We start from the raw sequence: 20,451 nt of genomic DNA, 5'->3' as shown, positions 1-20,451 counted from the left end.
GTCAGTTCTGTCCCTACCGCTGGTCGCGGACGCGCTCGCGCGCACATTCGCCGCCACGGTCAACCCCACGCCCAAGGCCGCCGTGCGATTCCCGGAGATCGGGGGCCGAACCACCGAGGTTGCCATCGATACCCGCCACGGCCCGGTCTCGGCAACCATCTATCACCCGCCGGCGGCGACGAATCCGCCCGTCTACGTCAACGTGCACGGCGGCGGGTTCGTCGTCGGCCACCGCGAGCAGGACGATCCGTGGTGCCGATACCTGGCCGCCCACGCGGGTGTGCTGGTGATCAACCCCGACTATGTCCTAGCACCACGGCGCCGCTTTCCCGCCGCGGTGCACCAGATCTATGACGTCGTGTGCTGGGCGGCGGGCCCGGACCGCGAGTGGGACGGCACCCGGCTGTGCGTCGGCGGCCAGAGCGCGGGCGGCAACCTGTCCGCCGCGGCGGCGCGACTCGCGCTGGAGAACGGTAGCCCCGACATCGCGCTGCAGGTGCTGCACTACGCGCCGCTCGACCTCGTCACGCCCAGCCGCGACAAGGCATCGACGCTCGGGCGCCGGGCGATCATGAAGCCGTGGATGAGCGAGGTCTTCGACACCGCCTACATCCCCGAGCCGGCCCAGCGGCGCGACCGCCTGGCCTCGCCCGCCTGGGGCGACAACGCCGATGACATCGCCGGCATCGCGCCAGCGCTGGTCGTGACGGCCGAGCACGATCGGCTGCGCGACGAAGCCCGCAGGTACGCGAGCAAACTCGCCGACGTCGGCGCGTTAGCGGAGTACCACGAGGTGGCCGGCGTCGACCATGGCTACAACATCATGAGCGAGGCCGGCGACGTCACGCGGCGCACGTACGCCCACATCGCCGAACACGTCGTCCGCGCCACCGGCGCTTAGGACCGCTCGAACGCGGCCGCCTGCTCGACGATGTTCGTCATCACGCGCACGCCGATCGGCAGGGCACGCTCGTCGAGATTGAACGTCGGCTGGTGCAAGTCCAGCTGAGGTCCCACTCCCGGCCACACCCCCAGCCGGGCCATCGCACCGGGAACCTCCTCGAGGTACCAGGAGAAGTCCTCGCCGCCACCGGACTGACGGGTGTCGGCGAGCGCGTCGGGGCCGATCTGTTCGATCGCGTGGGTGAGGATGCGCGTCGAGACGTCCTCGTTGACCACCGGCGGCACCCCGCGCCGGTATTGCAGCGTGTGCTCGATGGCCAGCGGCGCCAGCAGCCCGGACACCGTCTCGCGGATGACCTCCTCCATGCCCACCCAGGTCTGCCGGCTCGCGGTGCGCACGGTGCCCGCCAGCACGCCGGTCTGCGGGATGGCGTTGGCGGCCACGCCGGCGTTGACCGCGCCCCAGACCAGCACGGTGCCGTTGCGCGGGTCGAGGCGCCGCGACAGCACGCCGGGCAGCCCGGTGATCAGCGTGCCCAGCCCGTACACCAGGTCGGCGGTCAGATGTGGGCGCGACGTGTGCCCGCCGGGTGAGTACAACGTGATCTCGATCTGGTCGGCCGCCGAGGTGATGGGGCCGTGCCGGACCGCGACCTTGCCCACCTCCAGCCGAGGGTCGCAGTGCAGGGCGAAGATCCGCGACACCCCGATGACGGCGCCGGCCGCGATGGCGTCGATCGCCCCGCCGGGCATCAGCTCCTCGGCGGCCTGGAAGAGCAGCCGCACCCCGACCGGCAGCGCGGGCACCGACGCCAGCACCAGGGCGGCGCCCAGCAGGATCGCGGTGTGCGCGTCATGCCCGCAGGCATGCGCCACGCCCGCCAGGGTGGAGGCGTACGGAACGCCGGTGAGCTCGGCCATCGGCAGGGCGTCCATGTCGGCCCGCAGCGCGATCCTGGGCTCGTGTTCGGGGCCGATGTCGCAGACGAGACCGGTTCCGCCCGGCAGCACCTTCGGGTTGAGCCCGGCTTCGGCCAGCCGCTCGCCGACGAACTGGGTGGTGGCGTGCTCCTGGCGGCCCAACTCCGGGTAGCGGTGAATGTGGCGGCGCCATTCGACCAGGTCTTGGTGATGGGTGGCCAACCAGGAATCGGCGGCGTCGGCGAGGCTCATCGATGCTCCCCGCCACGCCTGCGCTGCTGCGCGTCCAGCACCCGGTCGCGCTGGGCGGGCGTCTGGGCAAGCTGAACCACCGTGCGCGCCAGCATGATCGCGCCCTCGACGACCGCGCGGTCGGCGCTGGGGCCCGCGGCGGCGTCGGCGAAGGCGCGCTGGTGCACCATGGCGCCCCTGGCATCGACGCCGACGATCGGGTGGATCCCCGGCAGCACGTGCGTGACGTTGCCCATGTCGGTGCTGCCCATGGGCAGCGCCGCCTCGTACTCGCGGGCCACCGGCTCGCGGCCCAGGCGGCACATCTCGTCACGGAAGGTGTCGGCCAGCCATTGGTCGGGCTTCAGTTCGTCATACGGGGGTGCGGGAACGTCGATCTCGTATTCGCAGCCGGTGCCCAGCGCGCCGGCGGCGAAGCAGGCGTACATCCTGCCCTCCAGCTCGCGCAGCGAATCCGCTTCGACCGCTCGCATCGCGTACTGAAGCGCCGCGCGCCCGGGGATGACGTTGACCGCCTGTCCGCCGTTGGTGACGATCCCGTGCACCAGCTGCCCCGGCGCCAATTGCTGTCGCAGCAGCCCGATGGCCACCTGCGCGACGGTGACCGCGTCGACGGCGTTGATACCCAGGTGCGGCGCGACGGCCGCGTGGGATTCCTTGCCGCGGTAGTTCACCGTCGCCTCGGACAGGGCCAGCGAGCGTGCCCCGGCGATGTCGGCCGGGCCGGGGTGGAGCATGACTGCCGCGGCGATGTCGTCGAAGACCCCGGCCTTGAGTAGCAACGCCTTGCCGCCGCCGGCCTCCTCGGCCGGCGTCCCCAGCAGCGACACCCGCAGGCCGAGGTCGTCGGCCACCTCGGCCAGCGCCAGGGCGGTGCCCACCGCCGATGCCGCGATGATGTTGTGGCCGCAGGCGTGCCCGATCTCGGGCAGCGCGTCGTATTCGGCGCAGATCCCGATGGTCAGTGGCCCGCTGCCGAAGTCGGCGCGAAAGGCCGTGTCCAGCCCGCCGGCGGCCGCGGTGATCTCGAAGCCGCGCTCGGCGACCAGCGCCTGCGCCTTGGCGCAGCTGCGGTGCTCGGCGAAGGCCAGCTCGGGCTCGGCATGGATGTCGTGGGACAACTCGACAAGCTCGGCACCACGCCGCCGCACGACATCTTCAACGCTGTCTAACGGGGTGATGGGCACTCTCGCAGTATGTCGCAGTGTGTGATCGAGGCCCAACCCCGCCGGGGCTACACCAGCCCGGCGATGAACCCCGCCGCCTGGCCGGGGTACGGCGGTACGGAGTAGTCGTGGTGCGCATCGCGGTCACGGCCACCGACGACGCAGACGGGATCGCCCTCGCTGCACAGGTCGATGGCGCGGCCGGCGAACGCACCCGTCGACGACAGCGGCGTATTGAAGCGGTTGCCGGGGTTACCGAACACCGCGACCGCCCTGATCTTGCCGGCGAGCCCGGGATCCAGCGCCGGAGCCGAGCCGAAGTTGCCGATGCGCTGGCCCACCGGCGGCACCCCTGCGAGCATCGAGACCGCCGCGGCGCCCTGCGAGAAGCCGCCCAGCACCAGCCGCGTGGACGGGCACTGGTCGACCATCTGCGCGATGTGGTCGCGAGCGTCGTTCGCGCCGTCGGCGGTGGTCAGGAAGTTGTAGCTGGCCGGGTAGTTCACCGCGTACGAGTCGACGCTGCGCGATCCCAGCGCGGGCTGCAGCGCGCCGAACAGCGCGTCGCCCACGACGCCCAGGCCGGGCGGCTCGGCGGTACCGCGGATGAAGATGAGTTGCACGTCGGGGCAGTCCGCTTTGGCCGACGGCGGCGGGCCGAACGTGATCGAAACCACCGACAGCGCAATAGCGACGGCTACCCCCATGGCCGGGCCAACCACCGGCCACCTACGAAGATTCATACGGCAGATCCTGACACATACCGGCGACACCTCCCCACCGCTAGGCTCCCGCTGTGACCGAAACCCCGTCGGACCCAGGCGACCTCGCCCGCCGGGCGGCCGAGGTCATCGCCGAACGCACCGGGATCGCCGAGCATGACGTCGCCATCGTGCTCGGATCCGGCTGGCCGCCGGCGGTCGCGGCGCTGGGCACGCCCACCGCCGTGCTGGCCCAGGCGGAGGTGCCCGGCTTCGCCCCGCCCACCGCGGTGGGGCACACCGGCGAGCTGTTGTCGATGCGCATCGGTGCGCACCGGGTGCTGGTGCTGGTCGGGCGCATCCACGCCTACGAGGGCCACGACCTGTCTCATGTCGTGCACTCGGTGCGGGCGGCCTGCGCGGCCGGTGTGCGCGCCGTCGTGCTCACCAACGCGGCGGGCGGCCTGCGCCCGGAGATGACCGTCGGCGAACCCGTCCTGATCAGCGACCACCTGAACCTGACCGCCCGGTCGCCGTTGGTGGGCCCGCAGTTCGTGGACCTGACGGACGCCTACTCGCCGCGGCTGCGTGCGCTCGCCCGGCAGGCCGACCCCACGCTGACCGAGGGCGTCTACGCCGGGCTGCCCGGCCCGCACTACGAGACGCCCGCCGAGATCCGGATGCTGCGCACGCTGGGCGCCGACCTGGTCGGCATGTCGACGGTGCACGAGACCATCGCGGCCCGCGCGGCCGGCGCCGAGGTGCTGGGGGTCTCGCTGGTGACCAACCTGGCCGCCGGCATCGGCGGCGAACCGCTGAGCCACACCGAGGTGCTGGCCGCCGGCGCCGCGGCGGCGACCCGGATGGGGGCGCTGCTGGCGTTGATCCTTACCCAGCTCCCCCGCTTCTAGGGCCATGACGCCCGAGGAGTGGATCGTCCACGATCCCGACCCGGCGACGGCGGCCGAGCTCGCCGCGTGCGACGCGGGAGAACTCGCCCGGCGGTTCGCCCGCCCGCTGATGTTCGGCACGGCGGGCCTGCGCGGGCCGGTGCGCGGCGGGCCGGACGCCATGAACGTCGCGGTGGTCTCGCGGGCGACCTGGGCCGTCGCACAAGTGCTGATCGCGCGCGGCCTACCCGGCTCGCCGGTGATCGTGGGACGCGACGCCCGGCACGGCTCGGCGGTATTCGCCACGGTTGCCGCCGAAGTGCTTGCCGCCCAAGGGTTTTCCGTGCTGCTGCTGCCCGGTCCGGTCCCCACCCCCGTGGTCGCCTTCGCGGTGCGGCACACCGGCGCGGCGGCCGGGATCCAGATCACCGCATCGCATAATCCGGCCGCCGACAACGGCTACAAGGTGTACCTCGACGGCGGCATCCAGATCGTCTCCCCCACCGACCGCGAGATCGAAGCCGCGATGGCCGCCGCCCCGCCGGCCGACCAGATCGGCAGGACCCCCGTCGAACCCGCGCGCACCGATCTGGTCGAGCGCTACATCGAGCGGGCCGCCGGGTTGCGGCACGGCAAGGGGTCGGTGCGGGTGGCGCTGACCGCGCTGCACGGCGTGGGCGGTGCGGTGGCCGTCGAGGCGTTGCACCGCGCGGGTTTCGTCGAAGTGCATTCCGTCGGAACGCAATTCGCACCCGACCCGGATTTCCCCACCGTCGTGTTCCCCAACCCCGAGGAGCCCGGCGCCACCGACGCGTTGCTGGCCCTGGCCGCGGACGTCGGCGCCGACGTGGCGATCGCGCTCGATCCCGACGCCGATCGGTGCGCCGTCGGCATCAAGGACGGGCCGCGGTGGCGGATGCTGTCCGGCGACGAAACCGGTTGGCTGCTGGGCGATTACCTGTTGGCGACGACCCAGGTGGACAAACCGGTGGTGACCAGCACGGTGGTGTCGTCGCGGATGCTGTCGGCCATCGCCGCGCGCTACGGCGCCGTCCACGTCGAAACCCTCACCGGATTCAAATGGCTGGCCCGCGCCGACGCGAAAGTGCCCGGCGGCACGCTCATCTACGCCTACGAGGAAGCGATCGGGCACTGTGTCGACCCCACCGCCGTGCGCGACAAAGACGGCATCAGCGCCGCGGTGCTGGTGTGCGACCTGGTGGCCGCGTTGCAGGCGCGTAACCGCACCGTGCCCGACGCCCTCGACGAACTGGCCCGCCGGTACGGCGTGCACGACGTCGCCGCGGTGTCGCGCCGGATCGCCGACGCCACGGAGGCGGCCGCACTGATGCGGCGCTGGCGGGCGGACCCGCCGACAACGCTGGCCGGTTACGCCGCAACCCTCACCGATATCACCGACGCGCTGATCTTCACCGCCGGCGACGGCGACACGTCGATCAGGCTGGTGGTGCGGCCTTCCGGGACCGAGCCGAAGTTGAAGTACTACCTGGAGATTCGCTGTGCGGTTGACGGCGACCTGGACTCTTCGCGGCGCCGCGCCGCCGCCCTGCGCGAGGCGCTGATCGCTGCTGTGCGGAGCTGGTGAACAGGTTGGGCCCGAATTGGCGGTCGCCGGCATCGCCGAGACCCGGCACGATATAGGCCGACTTGTTCAGCCCCTTGTCGACCGCGGCGCAGAACACTCGCGCGTCCGGCGCCGATTTCTCCACCGCCGCAAGGCCTTCCGGAGCCGCCACCACACAGAGCACGGTGATATCGGTGGCGCCGCGACCCTGCAGCAGGCCGATGGTGTGCACCATCGACCCGCCGGTGGCCAGCATGGGATCGAGGATGATCACCGGCCTGCCCGCAAGCTTGTCGGGCAGCGCCTCCAGATACGGCACCGGCGCGTGGGTTTCCTCGTCGCGGGCGACACCGACGAATCCCGCCTCCGCCTCCGGTATCGCGGCGTGCGCGGCGTCGAGCATGCCCAGTCCGGCCCGCAGCACCGGCACCAGCAGCGGCGGCTTGACCAAGCGGGTCCCGGCGGCCGAGGAGACCGGGGTGCGAACCCGCACCGACTTTCGCGGCGCGTCCCGGCCGGCTTCGTAGACCAGCATCAGCGTCAGCTCGCGCAGCGCGGCGCGAAAACCGGCGTTATCGGTGCGGTGGTCGCGCAGCACCGTCAGCCGGGCGGCGGCCAGCGGGTGGTCGACGACGCGAATCTCCATGGGGTCGAGGGTATATAACGATCGGGCTAAGCCCTTCTGACACGCTCGCGCCCGTCCCGGGAACCGTCCGCGCCCGTTCATATACTCCGGGCGTGTTGCGCGAAATCCGCGGGCCGCTCGGCGGCGCGTACCGGGCCCTGCGGCTGCTGGGTGCGTGCGCGTTGGTGGCGCTGGCGGCCAGCCCGTTGACGCCGCGCATAGGCCTTGCGGCAGCGGTCATTCCGCAACCCGCGCACATCGTGATCGTGGTCGAGGAGAACCGCTCCGAGACCGGCATCATCGGGAACAAATCGGCGCCCTTCATCACCACGCTGGCCTCGGGCGGCGCCAACATGACCCAGTCGTTCGCCGAAACCCATCCCAGCGAACCGAATTACCTGGCGCTCTTCGCCGGCAATACGTTCGGGGTGACCAAGGACGTGTGCCCGGTCAATGGCGGCGCCGCGCCGAACCTGGGCTCCGAATTGCTCGCCGCCGGTTACACATTCGTCGGTTTCGCGGAGGGCCTGCCGGCGGTCGGCTCACCGGTCTGCAGCGCGGGCAAGTACGCGCGCAAGCATGTGCCGTGGGCCAACTTCACCAACGTGCCGGCGGCCAACTCGCTGCCGTTCTCCGCGTTCCCGATGGGCAACTACTCCAGCCTGCCGACCGTCGCCTTCGTCATCCCCAACAACGACGACAACATGCACGACGGTTCGATCGCGCAGGCCGACTCCTGGCTCAACCGCGAACTGTCCGGGTACGCGAACTGGGCGGTGGCCAACAACAGCCTGCTGATCGTGACGTTCGACGAGGACGATAACGGCGGCCGCAACCAGATCCCCACGGTGTTCTACGGCGCGCACGTCCGTCCCGGCAGCTACACCGAACAGATCAACCATTACAACGTGCTGTCCACGGTGGAGCAGATGTACGGATTGCCCAAGACGGGCTACGCCGCCGGCGCCGCGCCCATCACCGATATCTGGGGCTAGCCCCGACATGGGGCACATTCGGCCGCCGTCGCTATTCTGTGCCGCATGGTTGCTGACCTCGTGCCGATCCGCCTGAGCCTGTCCGATGGTGACCGCTACACCGTGTGGGCACCGCGCTGGCGTGACTCCGGTGACGAGTGGGAGGCGTTCTTGGGCAAAGACGAGGACCTGTTCGCGTTCGCTAGCGTCGCCGACCTGGTGGCGTTCGTGCGCGCGGACGACGACAACGACCTCACCGACCACCCGGCGTGGAAGGAGCTGCGGGCCGCACACGCGCATGCGTTCGAACCGGCCGAGGACAAGCAGTTCGACCTGGTCGCCGTTGAGGAGCTGGTCGCCGAGAAGCCGACCGAGGAGTCGGTGTCCGCGCTGGCCGGCGCGCTGGCCATCGTGTCGTCCATCGGATCGGTGTGCGAGCTGGCGGCGGTGTCGAAGTTCTTCAACGGCAACCCCAGCCTGGGCACCGTGTCCGGCGGCGTCGAGAACTTCGCCGGCAAGGCCGGCGCCAAACGCTGGCACGCGATCGCCGAGGTGATCGGGCGCAGCTGGGACGACGTGCTCGCCGCGATCGACGACATCGTCACCACCCCCGAGGTCGACTCCAAGCTGTCGGACAAGGCCGCCGACGAACTGGCCGAAGAGCGCGAACCCGACGAGCCGGACGAGGACGCCGGCGCCGAGGACGCCGCCGACGAAGAGACCGCCGAGGAGTCCCCGGAGGACGAACCCGACGCCGAAGGCGAGGATGCCGACGACGAGGCCGACCGGGCGACCGGCGACACCGTGGTGCTGGGCAGCGACAAGGACTTCTGGCAGCAGGTGGGCATCGATCCGATCCGGATCATGACGAGTTCGGGCACCTTCTACACGCTGCGCTGCTACCTGGACGACCAGCCGATCTTCCTGGGCCGCAACGGACGCATCAGCGTCTTCACGTCCGAGCGCGCGCTGGCCCGCTACCTGGCCGACGAGCACGACCACGACCTGGCGGACCTGAGCACCTACGACGACATCCGCACCGCCGCAACCGACGGCTCGCTGGCGGTCGAGATCACCGAGGACAACATCTACGTGCTCAGCGGGCTGGCCGACGACCTGGCCGACGGACCGAACGCCGTGGATCGCGAGCAGCTGGAACTGGCCGTCGAGGTGCTCCGCGACATCGGCGACTACTCCGAGGAGGGCACCGTCGACAAGGCGCTCGAGACCAGCCGGCCGCTGGGCAAGTTGGTGGCCGCCGTGCTCGAGCCCGACTCGGTCGCCAAGCCGTCGCCGCCGTACGCCGCGGCGGTCCGCGAGTGGGAGAAACTGGAGCAATTCGTCGACGGGCGGCTGCGCCGCGAGTAGCGCCACCGTTTGACGGGCCGGGCTTAGACGGGAAGGTTGGGTGACGTGTCGCTTCCCGGTATCGGGCCGTTACCGCTCTACGGATTCCAGCGTCCCGCCCTGTTGTTGTTCGGGCTGGTGCCCCTGGCGCTGCTGGCCGTCTACATCTGGGTCCAGGCGCGGCGGCGCCAACGGCTGCACCGCTACACCGATGCGCCCGTGGCGCAGTCGCCGTGGCGGCATCTCCCGATCGCCGTGTCGCTGCTGTGCCTGGCGCTGTTGACCATCGCGCTGGGCACGCCCACCCACGACATGCGCATCCCGCGCAACCGCGCCGTCATCATGCTGGTGATCGACATGTCGCAGTCCATGCGCGCGACCGACGTCGAACCCAACCGGCTCAAGGCCGCCGAACAGGCCGCGACCCAGTTCGCCGGTCAGCTCACGCCCGGCATCAACCTCGGGCTGGTCGGATTCGCCGGCACGCCCTATCTGCTGGTGCCGCCCACCCCGCAGCACCAGGCCACCATCGACGCCCTGAAGAAGCTGGATTTCGCCGACAGCACCGCGACCGGCGAAGCGATCTTCACCGCCCTGCATGCGATCAGCGCCACCGCGGTCGCCGGCGGCGACACACCGCCACCGGCGCGGATCGTGCTGCTCTCCGACGGCGGCGAGAACAAGCCCTCCAATCCCAGCGATCCGCACGACGGCGTCTACACCGCGGCGCGGCTGGCCAAGGACGAGGGCGTGCCCATCTCGACGATCTCGTTCGGGACCAAGGGCGGCGAGATCGAGATGGACGGGCAGCGCCACGCCGTCCCGGTCTCGACCGACCAGATGAAGACCGTCGCCAAGTTGTCCGGCGGCCAGGCCTACACCGCCACCAACCTCGGCGAGCTGCAGAAGAGCTACAACGCCATCGAGAACGAGATCGGCTACCGCACCGTGCCGGGGCCCGGCAGCTCCGGCTGGCTGCGCCTCGGCGTGCTGACCGCCCTGATCGCGACGGCGCTGGCGCTGCTGATCAACCGGCGCCTGCCCAGCTGAGAGCTCAGGCGGGCAGCCTGCGGTTCAGCAGCAGACCGGCCAGCACGGCGCCGGCCATGACGAAGGCGCCGAGCAGCATCCAGGCCAGGCTCGCGTCGCCCTTCACGGTTTCGTAGCCGATCTGGCGCTGCAGCGTCGAGTACACGTTCTTCAGCGAATCCAGGCTGTCGGCGTGGAACGACTGGCCGTCGGTGATCTCGCAGATCTTCTGCAGGGTCTGGTCATCCACCGGAACCGGGATGGTGGCGCCCTCGTAGTCGACGGTGCCGTACGGGGTGCCGAACGAGATCGTCGAGATCTGCACGCCCTCGGCCTTGGCGGCCCGCGCCGCGGTGAACGCCCCCTGCGGGGCATTGGGGTCCAGCGGCACATTCTCGGCGCCGTCGGACTCCAGCACGATCCGCGCCGGTGGTGGCCCGTCGCCGCCGCCCATCACCGACCCCACCGTCGCGATCGCCTGCAGGGCGGTGAAGATGCCCTCTCCCGTCGCGGTTTTGGGCATCGGCTTGAGGCTGTCGATGCCGGCCTTCACCGCGCCGCGGTTGGTCGTCGGGGGCACCAGCAGGGTGGCGTTGGCGGCGAACTCCACCAGTCCCAGGTTGATCGCCGGGGTCAGCTGGTCGGAGAACTGCTTGCCGGCCTCCTTGGCCGCGTCCAGGCGGTTGGGCGGCACATCGGTGGAGGCCATCGACTCCGAGACGTCGATCACCAGCATCACGACCGCGCGGTTGAGCGGGATCCGGACGTCCGAGGTCGGCCCCGCCATCGCGGTGGTCAGCAACACCAGCGACACGGCCAGCAGGATGGTCGGCACGTGCCGCCACTTGCCGGGCGCCGCCGGGGCCACCCGCTCCAGCACCTCCATGTTCGCGAAGCGCAGCACCCGGCGACGGCGGGCGAATTGCTGCACGACGTAGAGGCCGATCACCAGCAGCACGATCAGCAGGACCAAAAAGAACCAGGCGTTCTGGAAGCCGGTGAGCGACACCGGTCCCAGCAGGGGCACCTTCATGTCCAGCCACACTATGCGCCGAACTCCGGCGGTGCATGGGCCGCCGCCGGGACTATCCGGCGCCGAGATCGCGACGCTGGGTGAACTTGATATCCAGGCTGCGCAGGTAAGTCTGCAATCCGGCGTCCTGGATCGGGATCAGGTGGGCGGGCTCGTGGGTCTCGTTGTAGTGGGCGTGCCACATCCCCGGCGGGGTGGTGAAGGCGCAACCGGCCCGCCAGTCCACCCGAATGGGGTCGACGATGTCGCCGCGGGAGTCGAGGCGGGTGCCCAGCAGCGTGTAGCAGCCGAACTCCGGCGCATCCAGGATGAGGTCAAGCGCGACCGACTGGTGCCGGTGCGGGCGCTGCACCTGGTTGGGTGGCAGCACGCCGAACATGGCCCACAGCACGTGAGTGATGGTCAGCGTCTGCGCCTGATCGGCGTTGGCCAGCAGCACGCTGACCCGGCTCTTGTCGTTGGCGCCGGGACGGGAGGCGATCTTTTCCAGCCTGGCCACGGCGTCGGCGCGGCGAAACTTCGTTGCCTCAAACCGCGGCTGGGTGGCTTCGACGCCCAGGTAGCGCATCAGCGGCTCGTCGTGCACCCAGTACATGGCCGTGTCGGTGGCGGCGTAGAACACCGAGTGGCTGCCCGCGGGCAGCGTCACGAAATCGCCCTTCTCCCAGTCGATCAGCCGCCCGTTGACCGCCGCGAAGCCCCGCCCGTAGAGCACGTAGTACAGCTGCGAGGTGGCGTTGGGGCTGGTATCGACCTGCTCGCCGCAGCGGATGCTGATGAAGTTGGCCAACAGCGCGGGGCTGGTCGCGGCGCCGGAGTCGATGCGCAGTTCCTCGGACAGGTCCAGCGGGATCACACCGGTCGGCGCGTCGAGATAGACCTCGGGATCGAAGCGCCGCATCGGCATCGGTGGTATGTGCCCGGCTCCGATCGGGTTGGCCGCCTTGGAGTACTCGAAGTATTCGGCCTGCTGCGCCCATTCCTCGAAACGGCCCTCGAACCCGTACTCGGCCACGTTGATCATCGGCGCGGGGATCGTCGGATCCAGGTTCGGCGTGACCAGCTTGTGCGCGGTCGGCATCTCCGCCTCCATTTCCTAGCTCTGTTTCGTATCTGAATAGTATTTATCTTGTATCTTAGCGTCAATCCGCGCAGGTGGGGTGCCCGGTGTTAGGGTCATGACCACGCTTGAGATACGACTTGGCCACCGGAAGGGGGTGTGCGTGCCGGCAAAGGTCCGTCGACCGGGCACCGCCAAGGACCGCGCGCTGGACTACGTCAAGACGCAGGTACTCACCGGCGCGTTCCCGGGCGGTGAGCTGATCAGCGAAGGCGACGTCGCCAGCGCGCTGGGGATGTCGCGCACCCCGGTGCGCGAGGCGTTCCTGCGGCTGGAGGCCGAGGGGTTGTTGCGGTTGTATCCGCAGCGCGGCGCCCTGGTGGTGCCGGTCTCGCCCGACGAGGTACGAGCGGTGATGGAGTCTCGGCTGGTGCTCGAGCAGTTCGCGGCCCACAAGGTGATCGGACGCGGTCCAGCCGTCTGCGCCGCGGTCTTCGAACGGCAATCGGGCGAACTGCGGCGGCAGCGCGACGCCGCGTCCGCGGCCGACTGGCGGGCGTTCGTGGAGTCCGACCGCGCCTTCCACGCCATCACCCTGGAAGAGTCGGGCAACACCATCCTGGCGAATTTCTATTCGACGTTGCGCGACCGGCAGATGCGGATGATCGGGGAATCGTCGCTGCGCGAGCCCGATCGGGTGGCCACGATAGTGGCCGAGCATCAAGGCATCGCGGAAGCGTTGCGCGACGGCGACTTACCGCTCGCGCTGCAGGCGGTGCAGACCCACCTGGCCAGCACGGTGCGGGCCATGGGGTTGTCCGTCCTCTAGGGCTCGGGTTGCAGATGATCGACGGGCGTGCGCATCCGCCCCCGCACGATCGGCACGCAATCATCGGGGAGCTCCGTGGTGACCTCCAAACCGGCGCGCGTGAGTTCATCGAGGAATCGCGGTAGCTGCTCCATCGCGCCGGTCGGCAGGTCATGCAGTACGACCACGGTGTGCTGAGACTTGTCGGCATCGGCGAGCGCCCGGCTGACCCATCCGACGGGGTCGGCCCAGTCGCGCGGGACGCTGTTCCACAGGACGCAGGTGTACTTCTGCGCGACGAGGTAGTCGACGGCCGCTTGATTCAGGCAGCGACGTTCGAGTGCGCCCTCGGTCCCCCACGGCCGGAAGTACCGATCGGCATCGGCGACATCGCCCAAAAGCGTTTGCGTGCCGCTGATTTCGTCGATGGCTTGCGCCGGGGAAAGCTCTCCGAGAGGCAATCCATGGGTGTAGGAGTGATTGCCGATCAGGTGCCCCTCACGCGCGGCGCGCTCCATCAGCCGGCGTCCCGCCGGCGCGCGAACGTTGCGCCCTACGACAAAGAACATGGCGGACATCTGACGCTGAGCGAGCGCATCGAGAACCTGATCCGTGACCCCGGGAGTCGGTCCGTTGTCAAAGGTCAAGGTGATTTTCGAAGGCATGGCGGGTGCTCATCCATCACGTCATAGTTGCCTGACTGATTGATCAGACAGTACGTTATCGGGTAGCCGGTGACCAAGAGAAGAGTCGATGTTGACCGCAACCGTTCCGACAGCCCCGAACGCTGATTCCGCGGGCACGGCCGCCGACGCCCGGCAGCGGATCCTGCAGACGACGATGCGGTGCTTCGGCGCGTACGGCTATGAGAAGTCGTCGATGAAGCTGATCTCGGCGAAAGCCGGCGTCTCGCAGACCCTGCTGCACTATCACTTCGAGACCAAGGAAAAGCTGTTCCAGGCCGCGATCGACGACATGGCCAAGGCGATGTTCTCGACCGCGTCGGCCCGGCTTGCCGACCGGATGTCGGTGACGGACGGTCTCAACGAGGCGGCCGATCTGGTGTACACCCTGTTCATCGACAACCTCGAAGCGGTCACGTTCATGGTCGAGTTCACCGCGGCGGCCAATCACAACGAGTTCTTGCGGAGCGCGTACGTCGACTATCGCGATACTCAGCGCCGGCGGATCGCTGAGCTGCTACGCGCGATCGTCGGTGACGACGCGCCGCCAGGTTTGATCGACGAGACGGTGCATCTCGTGGAGATCGTCTTGCTAGGCATGTCGATGCAGCGCCCGTTCGTTGGCGACACTGCGCGCTTCCGCGGCGATTTCGACGCTTTCGCGCGCATGATCGCCACCCACATCACCGAACGATTGAATTCGAGGCGCCGATGACCGCGAACACCACCACGCAGGCAGTCCCGCCGATGGCAGAGGACGCGGTGACCGGATCCGGTGGACGACGAATCTTCGTGCGCCGCTACGACAACGACAACGCCGACTACGTCTTGGTGCTGGTGCATGGCACCGCCGGGAACAGCGAAGGCTACGACACCTTCGCCGAGCACATGCGCCGCCATCATCGGGCGGCGGTGTATTCGTTCGACCTCACCGGGCACGGCCGCACCGAAGGCAGGGCGGGCGTGTTCAGTTTCGAGGCCTTCCTCGAAGACACCCGGGCGGTGACCGATTACGCCGCGCGACGCACTTGCCTGCCCGTCATCGTGCACGGCGCGAGCCAGGGGGGCGAAGTCGCATTCCACGCGCTCGACGCGTGCCCCGCCGTGGTGGCCGGTGTGTGCATGAACATCTTGTTGAACCACGAGGCGCCGATGAGCCCGGCGATCCGGCTGTTTCAGTCGCGCCCGGCCCGATTCGCGGCAGCGAAGATAGGCGATCGGCTTCGGATCCCGCTACGGCGGTTCATCGACTTCAAGGCCGCCTACCAAGAAGATCCCGGCTTACTGGAAACGAAGAAGAAGGACCCGCTGTACGTCTGGTCGTACGGGTTGCGAAGCTACCACTCGGTGTTCAACTATGTCCCGCCACGGCCCGCAGCGGCCAACACGAAACCAGTCCTGATCACGTGTGGCGAGCACGATGAAATAGTCGGCGCCGAACACTGCCGGGCGTGTTTCGAGCGGATCGGCGGGACCAAAGACTTCTTCATGATGCCCGGCGGCGGCCATCAGCTGATGTTGTTCGACAGAGACGTCTACGGCCGGGTCATCGACTCGTGGATCCGGGAGCGTGCGCTCGGTAACGCCCAATCATGGCAAGCGCCAATCGAACCCGAGGAGCGAAGGTACTTCGAGTTCCTCGATCACGAACGGGCGAACGACGCAGTCGGTGAGCCCGAGTACCGCTATTCGATGATCGATCGCGCGCTGATGCGGATCAGCAACGGCACGATCGAGCGCGGGGTCCGCTACTTCTCCAACGCCGACGTCAGCGCGCAGTGGCGTTTCACGGCAGACCTGGTCAGCGAAATCGACTACACCGCATGGGATTTCCTGCGCGACTATCTGCCGTCCACAGATAGCGACCACCCGGCGATGGCGGTGGTCGGCTGCGGCGGCGGAGGGGCGATCGCGGGATTGCTGGAACGCTATCCGCAGCTGCGCGAGTGGGACATCGTCGGCGTCGACGTCGACTACAAATCGATCGACGCGGCCCGCAAGCGCTTCGCCGGCCGGCGCGGGGTGAACTTCGTCGTCGGCGACGCGCGAAAGGCGGATGTGCTGGCGGCCAATCGGTTCGACCTGATTTACCTGCACGGAGTCTTCGACCATTGCACGGAGCACCGCCGTCTGCTCGACAGCGTGTTCACCGCGCTGAAGCCAGGCGGCCGAATGTTCTATGTCACACCGGATCGCAACGTTTTCACCTGGCTTTACTTCATCACGGTCGGGCCGCTGTTCGTGTTCGGCCTACACAAGCCCAACCACGACTTTCGGCGATTCCCCCGCCCGGCCGAGTTGAATACCATGCTCCGGCACGCCGGTTTCGAGCTGCTGCCCAGGCGAGACCGGCCGACGGCACCGGCCATGGTCGGCCTCGAGTACAAATCCGGGATGAATCCGTTCCCGGTCAAGAGGTCGGTGCGCACTCGTGCCCTCGGCGACGAGATCTTCAAGCACACCAGCCCCAGGTGGTGGTTGGGCAACGGCTTCCTCGGTGAATATGTGGGAGCGGCGCAAAAACCGAACCGGTGATATCTGCCGGTGCTTAATATGCTTCTACGCGGCCGGGGCCGCCCGACATGAAGGGGAACCGATGGGTTGGGAAATGGCTCCGAAGATCCGCGACGCGATCACGAGGGCGGCCGTGGCCGCGGCGGTGCTCGGGGTCGTTGCGACGGGTGCCCCAAGTGCAGCGAACGCGATGCCCGCGCGTACGCCCGGTGCGCCCGTTCCGCTGGACGACCCCGATCCCAACCTGCCCACCAACCCATCCGATCCCCGTTGCGTGGCGATGCCCGAGGTGGCGCAATGCCAGGGCGGGCCGTATGCCGCCGGCGGCGCGCCCACCGGCCCGGCGGACCTGAGCTGCATCAGCCAGCCCACTAACCCGGTGTGCGCGGGTGGTCCGTACGCGCCGCCCCCGGCGGATCCGCCGATCGCCCCGCCTCCGCCGGTGGACGCGCCACCGCCGGTGGACCCGCCACCAGTGGCGCCGCCACCCGTCGCACCACCACCGATGGAAGCCCCGCCGATGGCGCCGCCACCCATGGAGCCGCCGCCCATGCCGATCGCGCCCGCAGCGCCGGCCGACACCGGGATGGCCGGGATGCCCGGGCACATCTGACGGCGGGCCGCTACCCGATCAGCACCGCGTAGCGCGGCTTGATCACCTCGTCGATGATCGCCAGCCGCTCGTCGAACGGGATGAACGCGGACTTCATCGCGTTGATGGTGAAGCGCTCGAGGTCACTCCATCCGTAGCCGAAAGCCTCCACCAGTCGGTGCATTTCGCGGCTCATGAAGGTGTCGCTCATCAGCCGGTTGTCGGTGTTGACGGTCACCCGGAAGCGGGCGCGGGCCAGCAGATCGAACGGATGCTCGGCGATGCTCTTGACGGCACCGGTCTGCACGTTGGAGCTGGGACACAGTTCCAGCGGAATTCGCTTGTCGCGCAGGATCGATGCCTGTTGGCCCAGCCGCACTTCACCGTCGTCCGACACCTTGATGTCATCGACGATGCGCACCCCATGGCCCAGCCGGTCGGCACCGCAGAAGGCGATGGCCTCATGGATGGACGGCAGCCCGAACGCCTCACCGGCGTGAATGGTGAAGCGGGCGTTGTGGTCTCGCATGTACTCGAACGCGTCCAGGTGCCGTGTCGGCGGGTTGCCGGCCTCGGCGCCGGCGATGTCGAACCCGACGACTCCCTTGTCCCGGAACCGGATCGCGAGCTCGGCGATCTCGCGGGACACCGCCGCGTGCCGCATCGCCGTGACCAGAAGGCGCACCACGATCGGGCGCCCCGCCGCCGCACACGCCTTCTCGCCGTCGGCGAAGCCGGCCAGCACGGCCTCGACGATCGCATCGAAGGACAGCCCGCGGTCGATGTGCAGCTCGGGCGCGAACCGGATCTCGGCGTAGACCACCGAGTCCTCGGCCAGATCCTGCACGCACTCGTAGGCGACCCGATGCAGCGCCTCGGGCGTCTGCATCACGGCCACGGTGTGCGAGAACGGCTCCAGGTAGCGCTCCAGCGAGCCGCTGTGCGAGCGGGTGCGAAACCACCTCGCCAGCTCGTCGACGTCGGTGGCGGGCAGCCCGCCATAGCCGACCTGCTCGGCGATCTCCAGCACGGTGGACGGGCGCAGGCCGCCGTCGAGGTGGTCGTGCAGCAGGGCCTTGGGGGCCCGCCTGATCTGCTCCAGGCCCAGCGGTGCGGTCATGCGACGATCCGATCGATGATCAGCGGTCGGGACTGGATCTCGGCCGCATCGCCGGCGATGCTCCAGCGGCCGTCCAGCTCGGCGAGCGCGGCATCGAAGCGCTCGGGGGTATCGGTGTAGAGAGTGAACAACGGCTCGCCGGCGGTGACGGGCTCGCCGGGGCGCCGGTGGATCCGGATGCCCGCGCCCGACTGCACCCGTTCGCCCGGACGGGACCTGCCCGCACCGAGGCGCCATGCCCCCAGCCCCACTGCCATCGCGTCGATATCGCCCATTGTGCCGCCCCGCGGGGCGGTCACGTTCTCGGCATGCCGACCGACGGGCAACGGCATCGTCAGGTCGCCGCCCTGTGCCGCGACGAGCCGGCGGAACCGGTCCATCGCGGTGCCGTCGCGCAGGGCGTCGGCGGGGTCGCGGTCGTCGATCCCGGCCAGCTCGAGCATCTCGGAGGCCAGCCGCAAAGTCAGCTCGACGACATCGGGCGGGCCGCCCCCGGCCAGCACCTCCAGCGCCTCGACGACCTCGAGGGCATTGCCGACGGTCGCGCCCAGCGGGCGATTCATGTCCGTCAGCAGCGCGCGGGTGGGCACCCCGTGCGCCGCACCCAGCTCGACCATGGCGTGCGCCAGTTCGCGGCACTGCCGTTCGGAGTCCAGCAACGCCCCGGAACCGACCTTCACGTCGAGCACCAGCGCGCCGGCCCCCTCCGCCAGCTTCTTGCTCATCACCGAGCTGGCGATCAGCGGCAGCGACTCGACGGTGGCGGTGATGTCGCGCAGCGCGTAGAGCTTGGCGTCGGCCGGGGCCAGGTCCCCGGCGGCGAAGATGGCCGCGCCCACCTCGCGCAGCTGGTCGCGCACGCGCTGATTGGACAGCCTTGCGGTGAAGCCGGCGATGGATTCCAGCTTGTCCAGGGTGCCGCCGGTATGGCCGAGCCCGCGGCCCGACGCCTGCGGCACCGCGGCCCCGCAGGCGGCGACGACGGCCACCAGGGGCAGGGTGATCTTGTCCCCCACCCCGCCCGTGGAGTGCTTGTCGACCGTGGCCAGGCCCAGGTCGCCGAAGTCGAGCGTGTCGCCCGACGCCAGCATCGCCGCGGTCCACCGGGCCGTCTCGCCGCGGTCCATGCCGCGCAACAGGATCGCCATCAGCAGGGCCGCCATCTGTTCTTCGGCCACCCGGCCGCCGGTGTAGGCGTCGATGACCCAGTCGATCGCGGCGTCGGACAACCGGCCGCCGTCGCGCTTGGTCCTGATCACCGTGGGCGCGTCGAAGGCGGGCTCAGTCGGGTCGCCAAGGCTCAGGGCGTCATCCCGTTCTCGTTGAGGAACGACGCCAGCGCCCCGACCAGCTGGGTGGAGAACGGTAGGGCCTTCGTGTAATTGGCCGGCGTCCTGCTGGCGTCCTCCTTCAGGACATGGTCCACACCGGTCAGGTGGACGTAGTCGGTCTTGGTGCCCGCGCTGGTCAGGCCGGACACCAGCGAATCGACGTCCTGGCAGGTGATTTGCAGATCGGCGTCGCTGCAGGTGACCAACACCGGCATGGCGCGCGGCAGTTTGGCCGCCAACGCCGCCGGGTCGATCGCGTCTTCCTGCGACAGGGCGTGCGCGTTGGCGGCGTTGATCACCGGCCTCAACGCCGGTGGTTCGTCCGGCGGAACCTGCCCGGTCGCGCGGAACTCCTGGATGGCGTGATCGATCGCCGCCGTGCTTTGGGCGGCCTGCGCGGCGGTGAGCCGCCCGGACCTGACGGCCGCGTCGGCCTGGGCGCGGGCCTGCGCCGACACGTGGTCGAGGATGCGGCGGCTGGCGGGCTCCAGCAGCCCCAGGGCCCGCACCGCGGGAGCCGTCCCGGGCACGGCGGCGGCCAGCATCATCGCGTAGAGGGCGCCCTCGCTATGGCCGAGCACCATCAGGCGGTTCCGGTCGATGCCGGACTGGCCGGCGAGGAAGTTCAGCGCGCCGGTCGCCTCGTCTTGGAATACGCCGATATCGACCTTTGCCGGGTCGGCCGCGTAGGGTCCGAGGCCGGTCTGGCCGGTGCCGAGCTTGTCGTAGCGCAAGCTGGCGACGCCGTCGTCCGACAGCGCCTTCGCCAGGCTCCGCAGCGTGTCGAGCCGACCCGGCATGACGGCCGAGTCACCGTTGCGATCCGTCGGCCCGCTGCCGGCGATCAGCAGCGCCCCCGGCACGGCCCCGCCGCGCCCGGCCGGATGACGGAAGGTGCCGTACACCGTCATGTCGGC

At 69.5% G+C, this 20,451-nt stretch carries 19 protein-coding genes and 1 pseudogene; 10 read left to right on the top strand and 10 right to left on the bottom strand.

Features of this window, described 5'->3' with window-relative positions; all coding sequences use genetic code 11:
• Positions 1 to 82 precede the first annotated feature (82 nt).
• Positions 83 to 901, top strand: a complete 819-nt coding sequence (locus AC5Y4T_RS24755) for an alpha/beta hydrolase (RefSeq protein WP_499955953.1) — start codon at positions 83 to 85, stop codon at positions 899 to 901.
• Here AC5Y4T_RS24755 and AC5Y4T_RS24750 read toward each other — a convergent pair.
• From AC5Y4T_RS24750 to AC5Y4T_RS24740, 3 genes are read right to left on the bottom strand one after another with little or no spacing between them, the layout of a single operon-like run.
• A complete protein-coding gene (locus AC5Y4T_RS24750; protein ID WP_499955951.1) occupies positions 898 to 2,076 on the bottom strand; it encodes an amidohydrolase in 1,179 nt (392 codons plus the stop codon). The genes AC5Y4T_RS24755 and AC5Y4T_RS24750 overlap by 4 nt on opposite strands.
• On the bottom strand, positions 2,073 to 3,263 hold the full coding sequence (locus AC5Y4T_RS24745; RefSeq protein WP_499955949.1) for a M20 family metallopeptidase: 1,191 nt from the start codon (positions 3,261 to 3,263) through the stop codon (positions 2,073 to 2,075). Before AC5Y4T_RS24745 ends, AC5Y4T_RS24750 begins: the two co-directional genes overlap by 4 nt.
• A gap of 47 nt (positions 3,264 to 3,310) precedes the next feature.
• Positions 3,311 to 3,925: a cutinase family protein gene (locus tag AC5Y4T_RS24740; RefSeq protein ID WP_499955975.1), complete on the bottom strand. Its 615-nt coding sequence runs from the start codon at positions 3,923 to 3,925 to the stop codon at positions 3,311 to 3,313.
• A 113-nt stretch (positions 3,926 to 4,038) separates the two neighbouring features.
• On the opposite strand from AC5Y4T_RS24740, the gene AC5Y4T_RS24735 reads away from it, so the two are divergent.
• A complete protein-coding gene (locus tag AC5Y4T_RS24735) occupies positions 4,039 to 4,854 on the top strand; it encodes a purine-nucleoside phosphorylase (RefSeq protein WP_499955947.1) in 816 nt (271 codons plus the stop codon).
• A gap of 4 nt (positions 4,855 to 4,858) precedes the next feature.
• Complete coding sequence (locus AC5Y4T_RS24730; RefSeq protein ID WP_499955945.1) at positions 4,859 to 6,439, top strand: phospho-sugar mutase; 1,581 nt, start codon at positions 4,859 to 4,861, stop codon at positions 6,437 to 6,439.
• A 7-nt stretch (positions 6,440 to 6,446) separates the two neighbouring features.
• Here AC5Y4T_RS24730 and upp read toward each other — a convergent pair.
• Positions 6,447 to 7,064: pseudogene (gene upp, locus AC5Y4T_RS24725) on the bottom strand (uracil phosphoribosyltransferase); the annotation flags it as partial.
• Between the two features lie 92 nt (positions 7,065 to 7,156).
• Between upp and AC5Y4T_RS24720 the strand changes: the two are divergent.
• The 3 genes from AC5Y4T_RS24720 to AC5Y4T_RS24710 are packed head-to-tail and all read left to right on the top strand — an operon-like array spanning position 7,157 to position 10,414.
• The gene (locus tag AC5Y4T_RS24720; RefSeq protein WP_499920438.1) at positions 7,157 to 8,038 is read left to right on the top strand and encodes an alkaline phosphatase family protein; all 882 of its coding nucleotides are present in this window, start codon (positions 7,157 to 7,159) and stop codon (positions 8,036 to 8,038) included.
• A gap of 45 nt (positions 8,039 to 8,083) precedes the next feature.
• Complete coding sequence (satS, locus tag AC5Y4T_RS24715) at positions 8,084 to 9,385, top strand: protein export chaperone SatS (RefSeq protein ID WP_499955943.1); 1,302 nt, start codon at positions 8,084 to 8,086, stop codon at positions 9,383 to 9,385.
• 45 nt (positions 9,386 to 9,430) lie between these two features.
• On the top strand, positions 9,431 to 10,414 hold the full coding sequence (locus AC5Y4T_RS24710) for a VWA domain-containing protein (protein WP_499955941.1): 984 nt from the start codon (positions 9,431 to 9,433) through the stop codon (positions 10,412 to 10,414).
• Between the two features lie 4 nt (positions 10,415 to 10,418).
• Here AC5Y4T_RS24710 and AC5Y4T_RS24705 read toward each other — a convergent pair whose 3' ends face one another.
• A complete protein-coding gene (locus AC5Y4T_RS24705; protein ID WP_499920444.1) occupies positions 10,419 to 11,426 on the bottom strand; it encodes a VWA domain-containing protein in 1,008 nt (335 codons plus the stop codon).
• A gap of 52 nt (positions 11,427 to 11,478) precedes the next feature.
• Complete coding sequence (locus AC5Y4T_RS24700) at positions 11,479 to 12,507, bottom strand: cupin (RefSeq protein ID WP_499955939.1); 1,029 nt, start codon at positions 12,505 to 12,507, stop codon at positions 11,479 to 11,481.
• Positions 12,508 to 12,649: 142 nt separating this feature from the next.
• Here AC5Y4T_RS24700 and AC5Y4T_RS24695 point away from each other — a divergent pair, with 142 nt between their 5' ends.
• Positions 12,650 to 13,315, top strand: a complete 666-nt coding sequence (locus tag AC5Y4T_RS24695; protein ID WP_499955937.1) for a GntR family transcriptional regulator — start codon at positions 12,650 to 12,652, stop codon at positions 13,313 to 13,315.
• On the opposite strand, the gene AC5Y4T_RS24690 is transcribed toward AC5Y4T_RS24695, so the two are convergent.
• A complete protein-coding gene (locus tag AC5Y4T_RS24690) occupies positions 13,312 to 13,959 on the bottom strand; it encodes a polysaccharide deacetylase family protein (protein ID WP_499955935.1) in 648 nt (215 codons plus the stop codon). The genes AC5Y4T_RS24695 and AC5Y4T_RS24690 overlap by 4 nt on opposite strands.
• A gap of 88 nt (positions 13,960 to 14,047) precedes the next feature.
• Between AC5Y4T_RS24690 and AC5Y4T_RS24685 the strand changes: the two genes are divergently transcribed.
• From AC5Y4T_RS24685 to AC5Y4T_RS24675, 3 genes are all read left to right on the top strand, one after another.
• On the top strand, positions 14,048 to 14,692 hold the full coding sequence (locus AC5Y4T_RS24685; RefSeq protein WP_499955933.1) for a TetR/AcrR family transcriptional regulator: 645 nt from the start codon (positions 14,048 to 14,050) through the stop codon (positions 14,690 to 14,692).
• Positions 14,689 to 16,512 (top strand): alpha/beta fold hydrolase, encoded by a 1,824-nt coding sequence (locus AC5Y4T_RS24680; RefSeq protein WP_499955931.1) that lies wholly within the window; start codon positions 14,689 to 14,691, stop codon positions 16,510 to 16,512. The genes AC5Y4T_RS24685 and AC5Y4T_RS24680 overlap by 4 nt, the downstream gene beginning before the upstream one ends.
• A 73-nt stretch (positions 16,513 to 16,585) precedes the next feature.
• A complete protein-coding gene (locus AC5Y4T_RS24675) occupies positions 16,586 to 17,104 on the top strand; it encodes a hypothetical protein (protein ID WP_499955929.1) in 519 nt (172 codons plus the stop codon).
• A 10-nt stretch (positions 17,105 to 17,114) separates the two neighbouring features.
• On the opposite strand, the gene AC5Y4T_RS24670 is transcribed toward AC5Y4T_RS24675, so the two are convergent.
• The 3 genes from AC5Y4T_RS24670 to AC5Y4T_RS24660 all read right to left on the bottom strand — a co-directional run.
• Complete coding sequence (locus tag AC5Y4T_RS24670) at positions 17,115 to 18,203, bottom strand: adenosine deaminase (RefSeq protein ID WP_499955927.1); 1,089 nt, start codon at positions 18,201 to 18,203, stop codon at positions 17,115 to 17,117.
• Positions 18,200 to 19,507 (bottom strand): thymidine phosphorylase, encoded by a 1,308-nt coding sequence (locus tag AC5Y4T_RS24665; RefSeq protein WP_499955973.1) that lies wholly within the window; start codon positions 19,505 to 19,507, stop codon positions 18,200 to 18,202. The genes AC5Y4T_RS24670 and AC5Y4T_RS24665 overlap by 4 nt, the downstream gene beginning before the upstream one ends.
• Positions 19,504 to 20,451: alpha/beta hydrolase family protein (locus AC5Y4T_RS24660; RefSeq protein ID WP_499955925.1), on the bottom strand; the 948-nt coding region annotated here is incomplete at its 5' end. The genes AC5Y4T_RS24660 and AC5Y4T_RS24665, both read right to left, overlap by 4 nt.

The organism is Mycobacterium sp. NGS11 (genome assembly GCF_059813315.1).
Note: the sequence above shows the minus strand (reverse complement) of the source record. Positions and strands in the feature narration are given on the sequence as shown.

Coding starts and splice junctions, on each gene's coding strand:
- satS (WP_499955943.1), top strand. CDS start 8,084: ATGGTTGCTGACCTCGTGCCGATCCGCCTGAGCCTGTCCGATGGTGAC.
- AC5Y4T_RS24670 (WP_499955927.1), bottom strand. CDS start 18,203: ATGACCGCACCGCTGGGCCTGGAGCAGATCAGGCGGGCCCCCAAGGCC.
- AC5Y4T_RS24750 (WP_499955951.1), bottom strand. CDS start 2,076: ATGAGCCTCGCCGACGCCGCCGATTCCTGGTTGGCCACCCATCACCAA.
- AC5Y4T_RS24690 (WP_499955935.1), bottom strand. CDS start 13,959: ATGCCTTCGAAAATCACCTTGACCTTTGACAACGGACCGACTCCCGGG.
- AC5Y4T_RS24685 (WP_499955933.1), top strand. CDS start 14,048: ATGTTGACCGCAACCGTTCCGACAGCCCCGAACGCTGATTCCGCGGGC.
- AC5Y4T_RS24700 (WP_499955939.1), bottom strand. CDS start 12,507: ATGCCGACCGCGCACAAGCTGGTCACGCCGAACCTGGATCCGACGATC.
- AC5Y4T_RS24675 (WP_499955929.1), top strand. CDS start 16,586: ATGGCTCCGAAGATCCGCGACGCGATCACGAGGGCGGCCGTGGCCGCG.
- AC5Y4T_RS24730 (WP_499955945.1), top strand. CDS start 4,859: ATGACGCCCGAGGAGTGGATCGTCCACGATCCCGACCCGGCGACGGCG.
- AC5Y4T_RS24705 (WP_499920444.1), bottom strand. CDS start 11,426: ATGAAGGTGCCCCTGCTGGGACCGGTGTCGCTCACCGGCTTCCAGAAC.
- AC5Y4T_RS24680 (WP_499955931.1), top strand. CDS start 14,689: ATGACCGCGAACACCACCACGCAGGCAGTCCCGCCGATGGCAGAGGAC.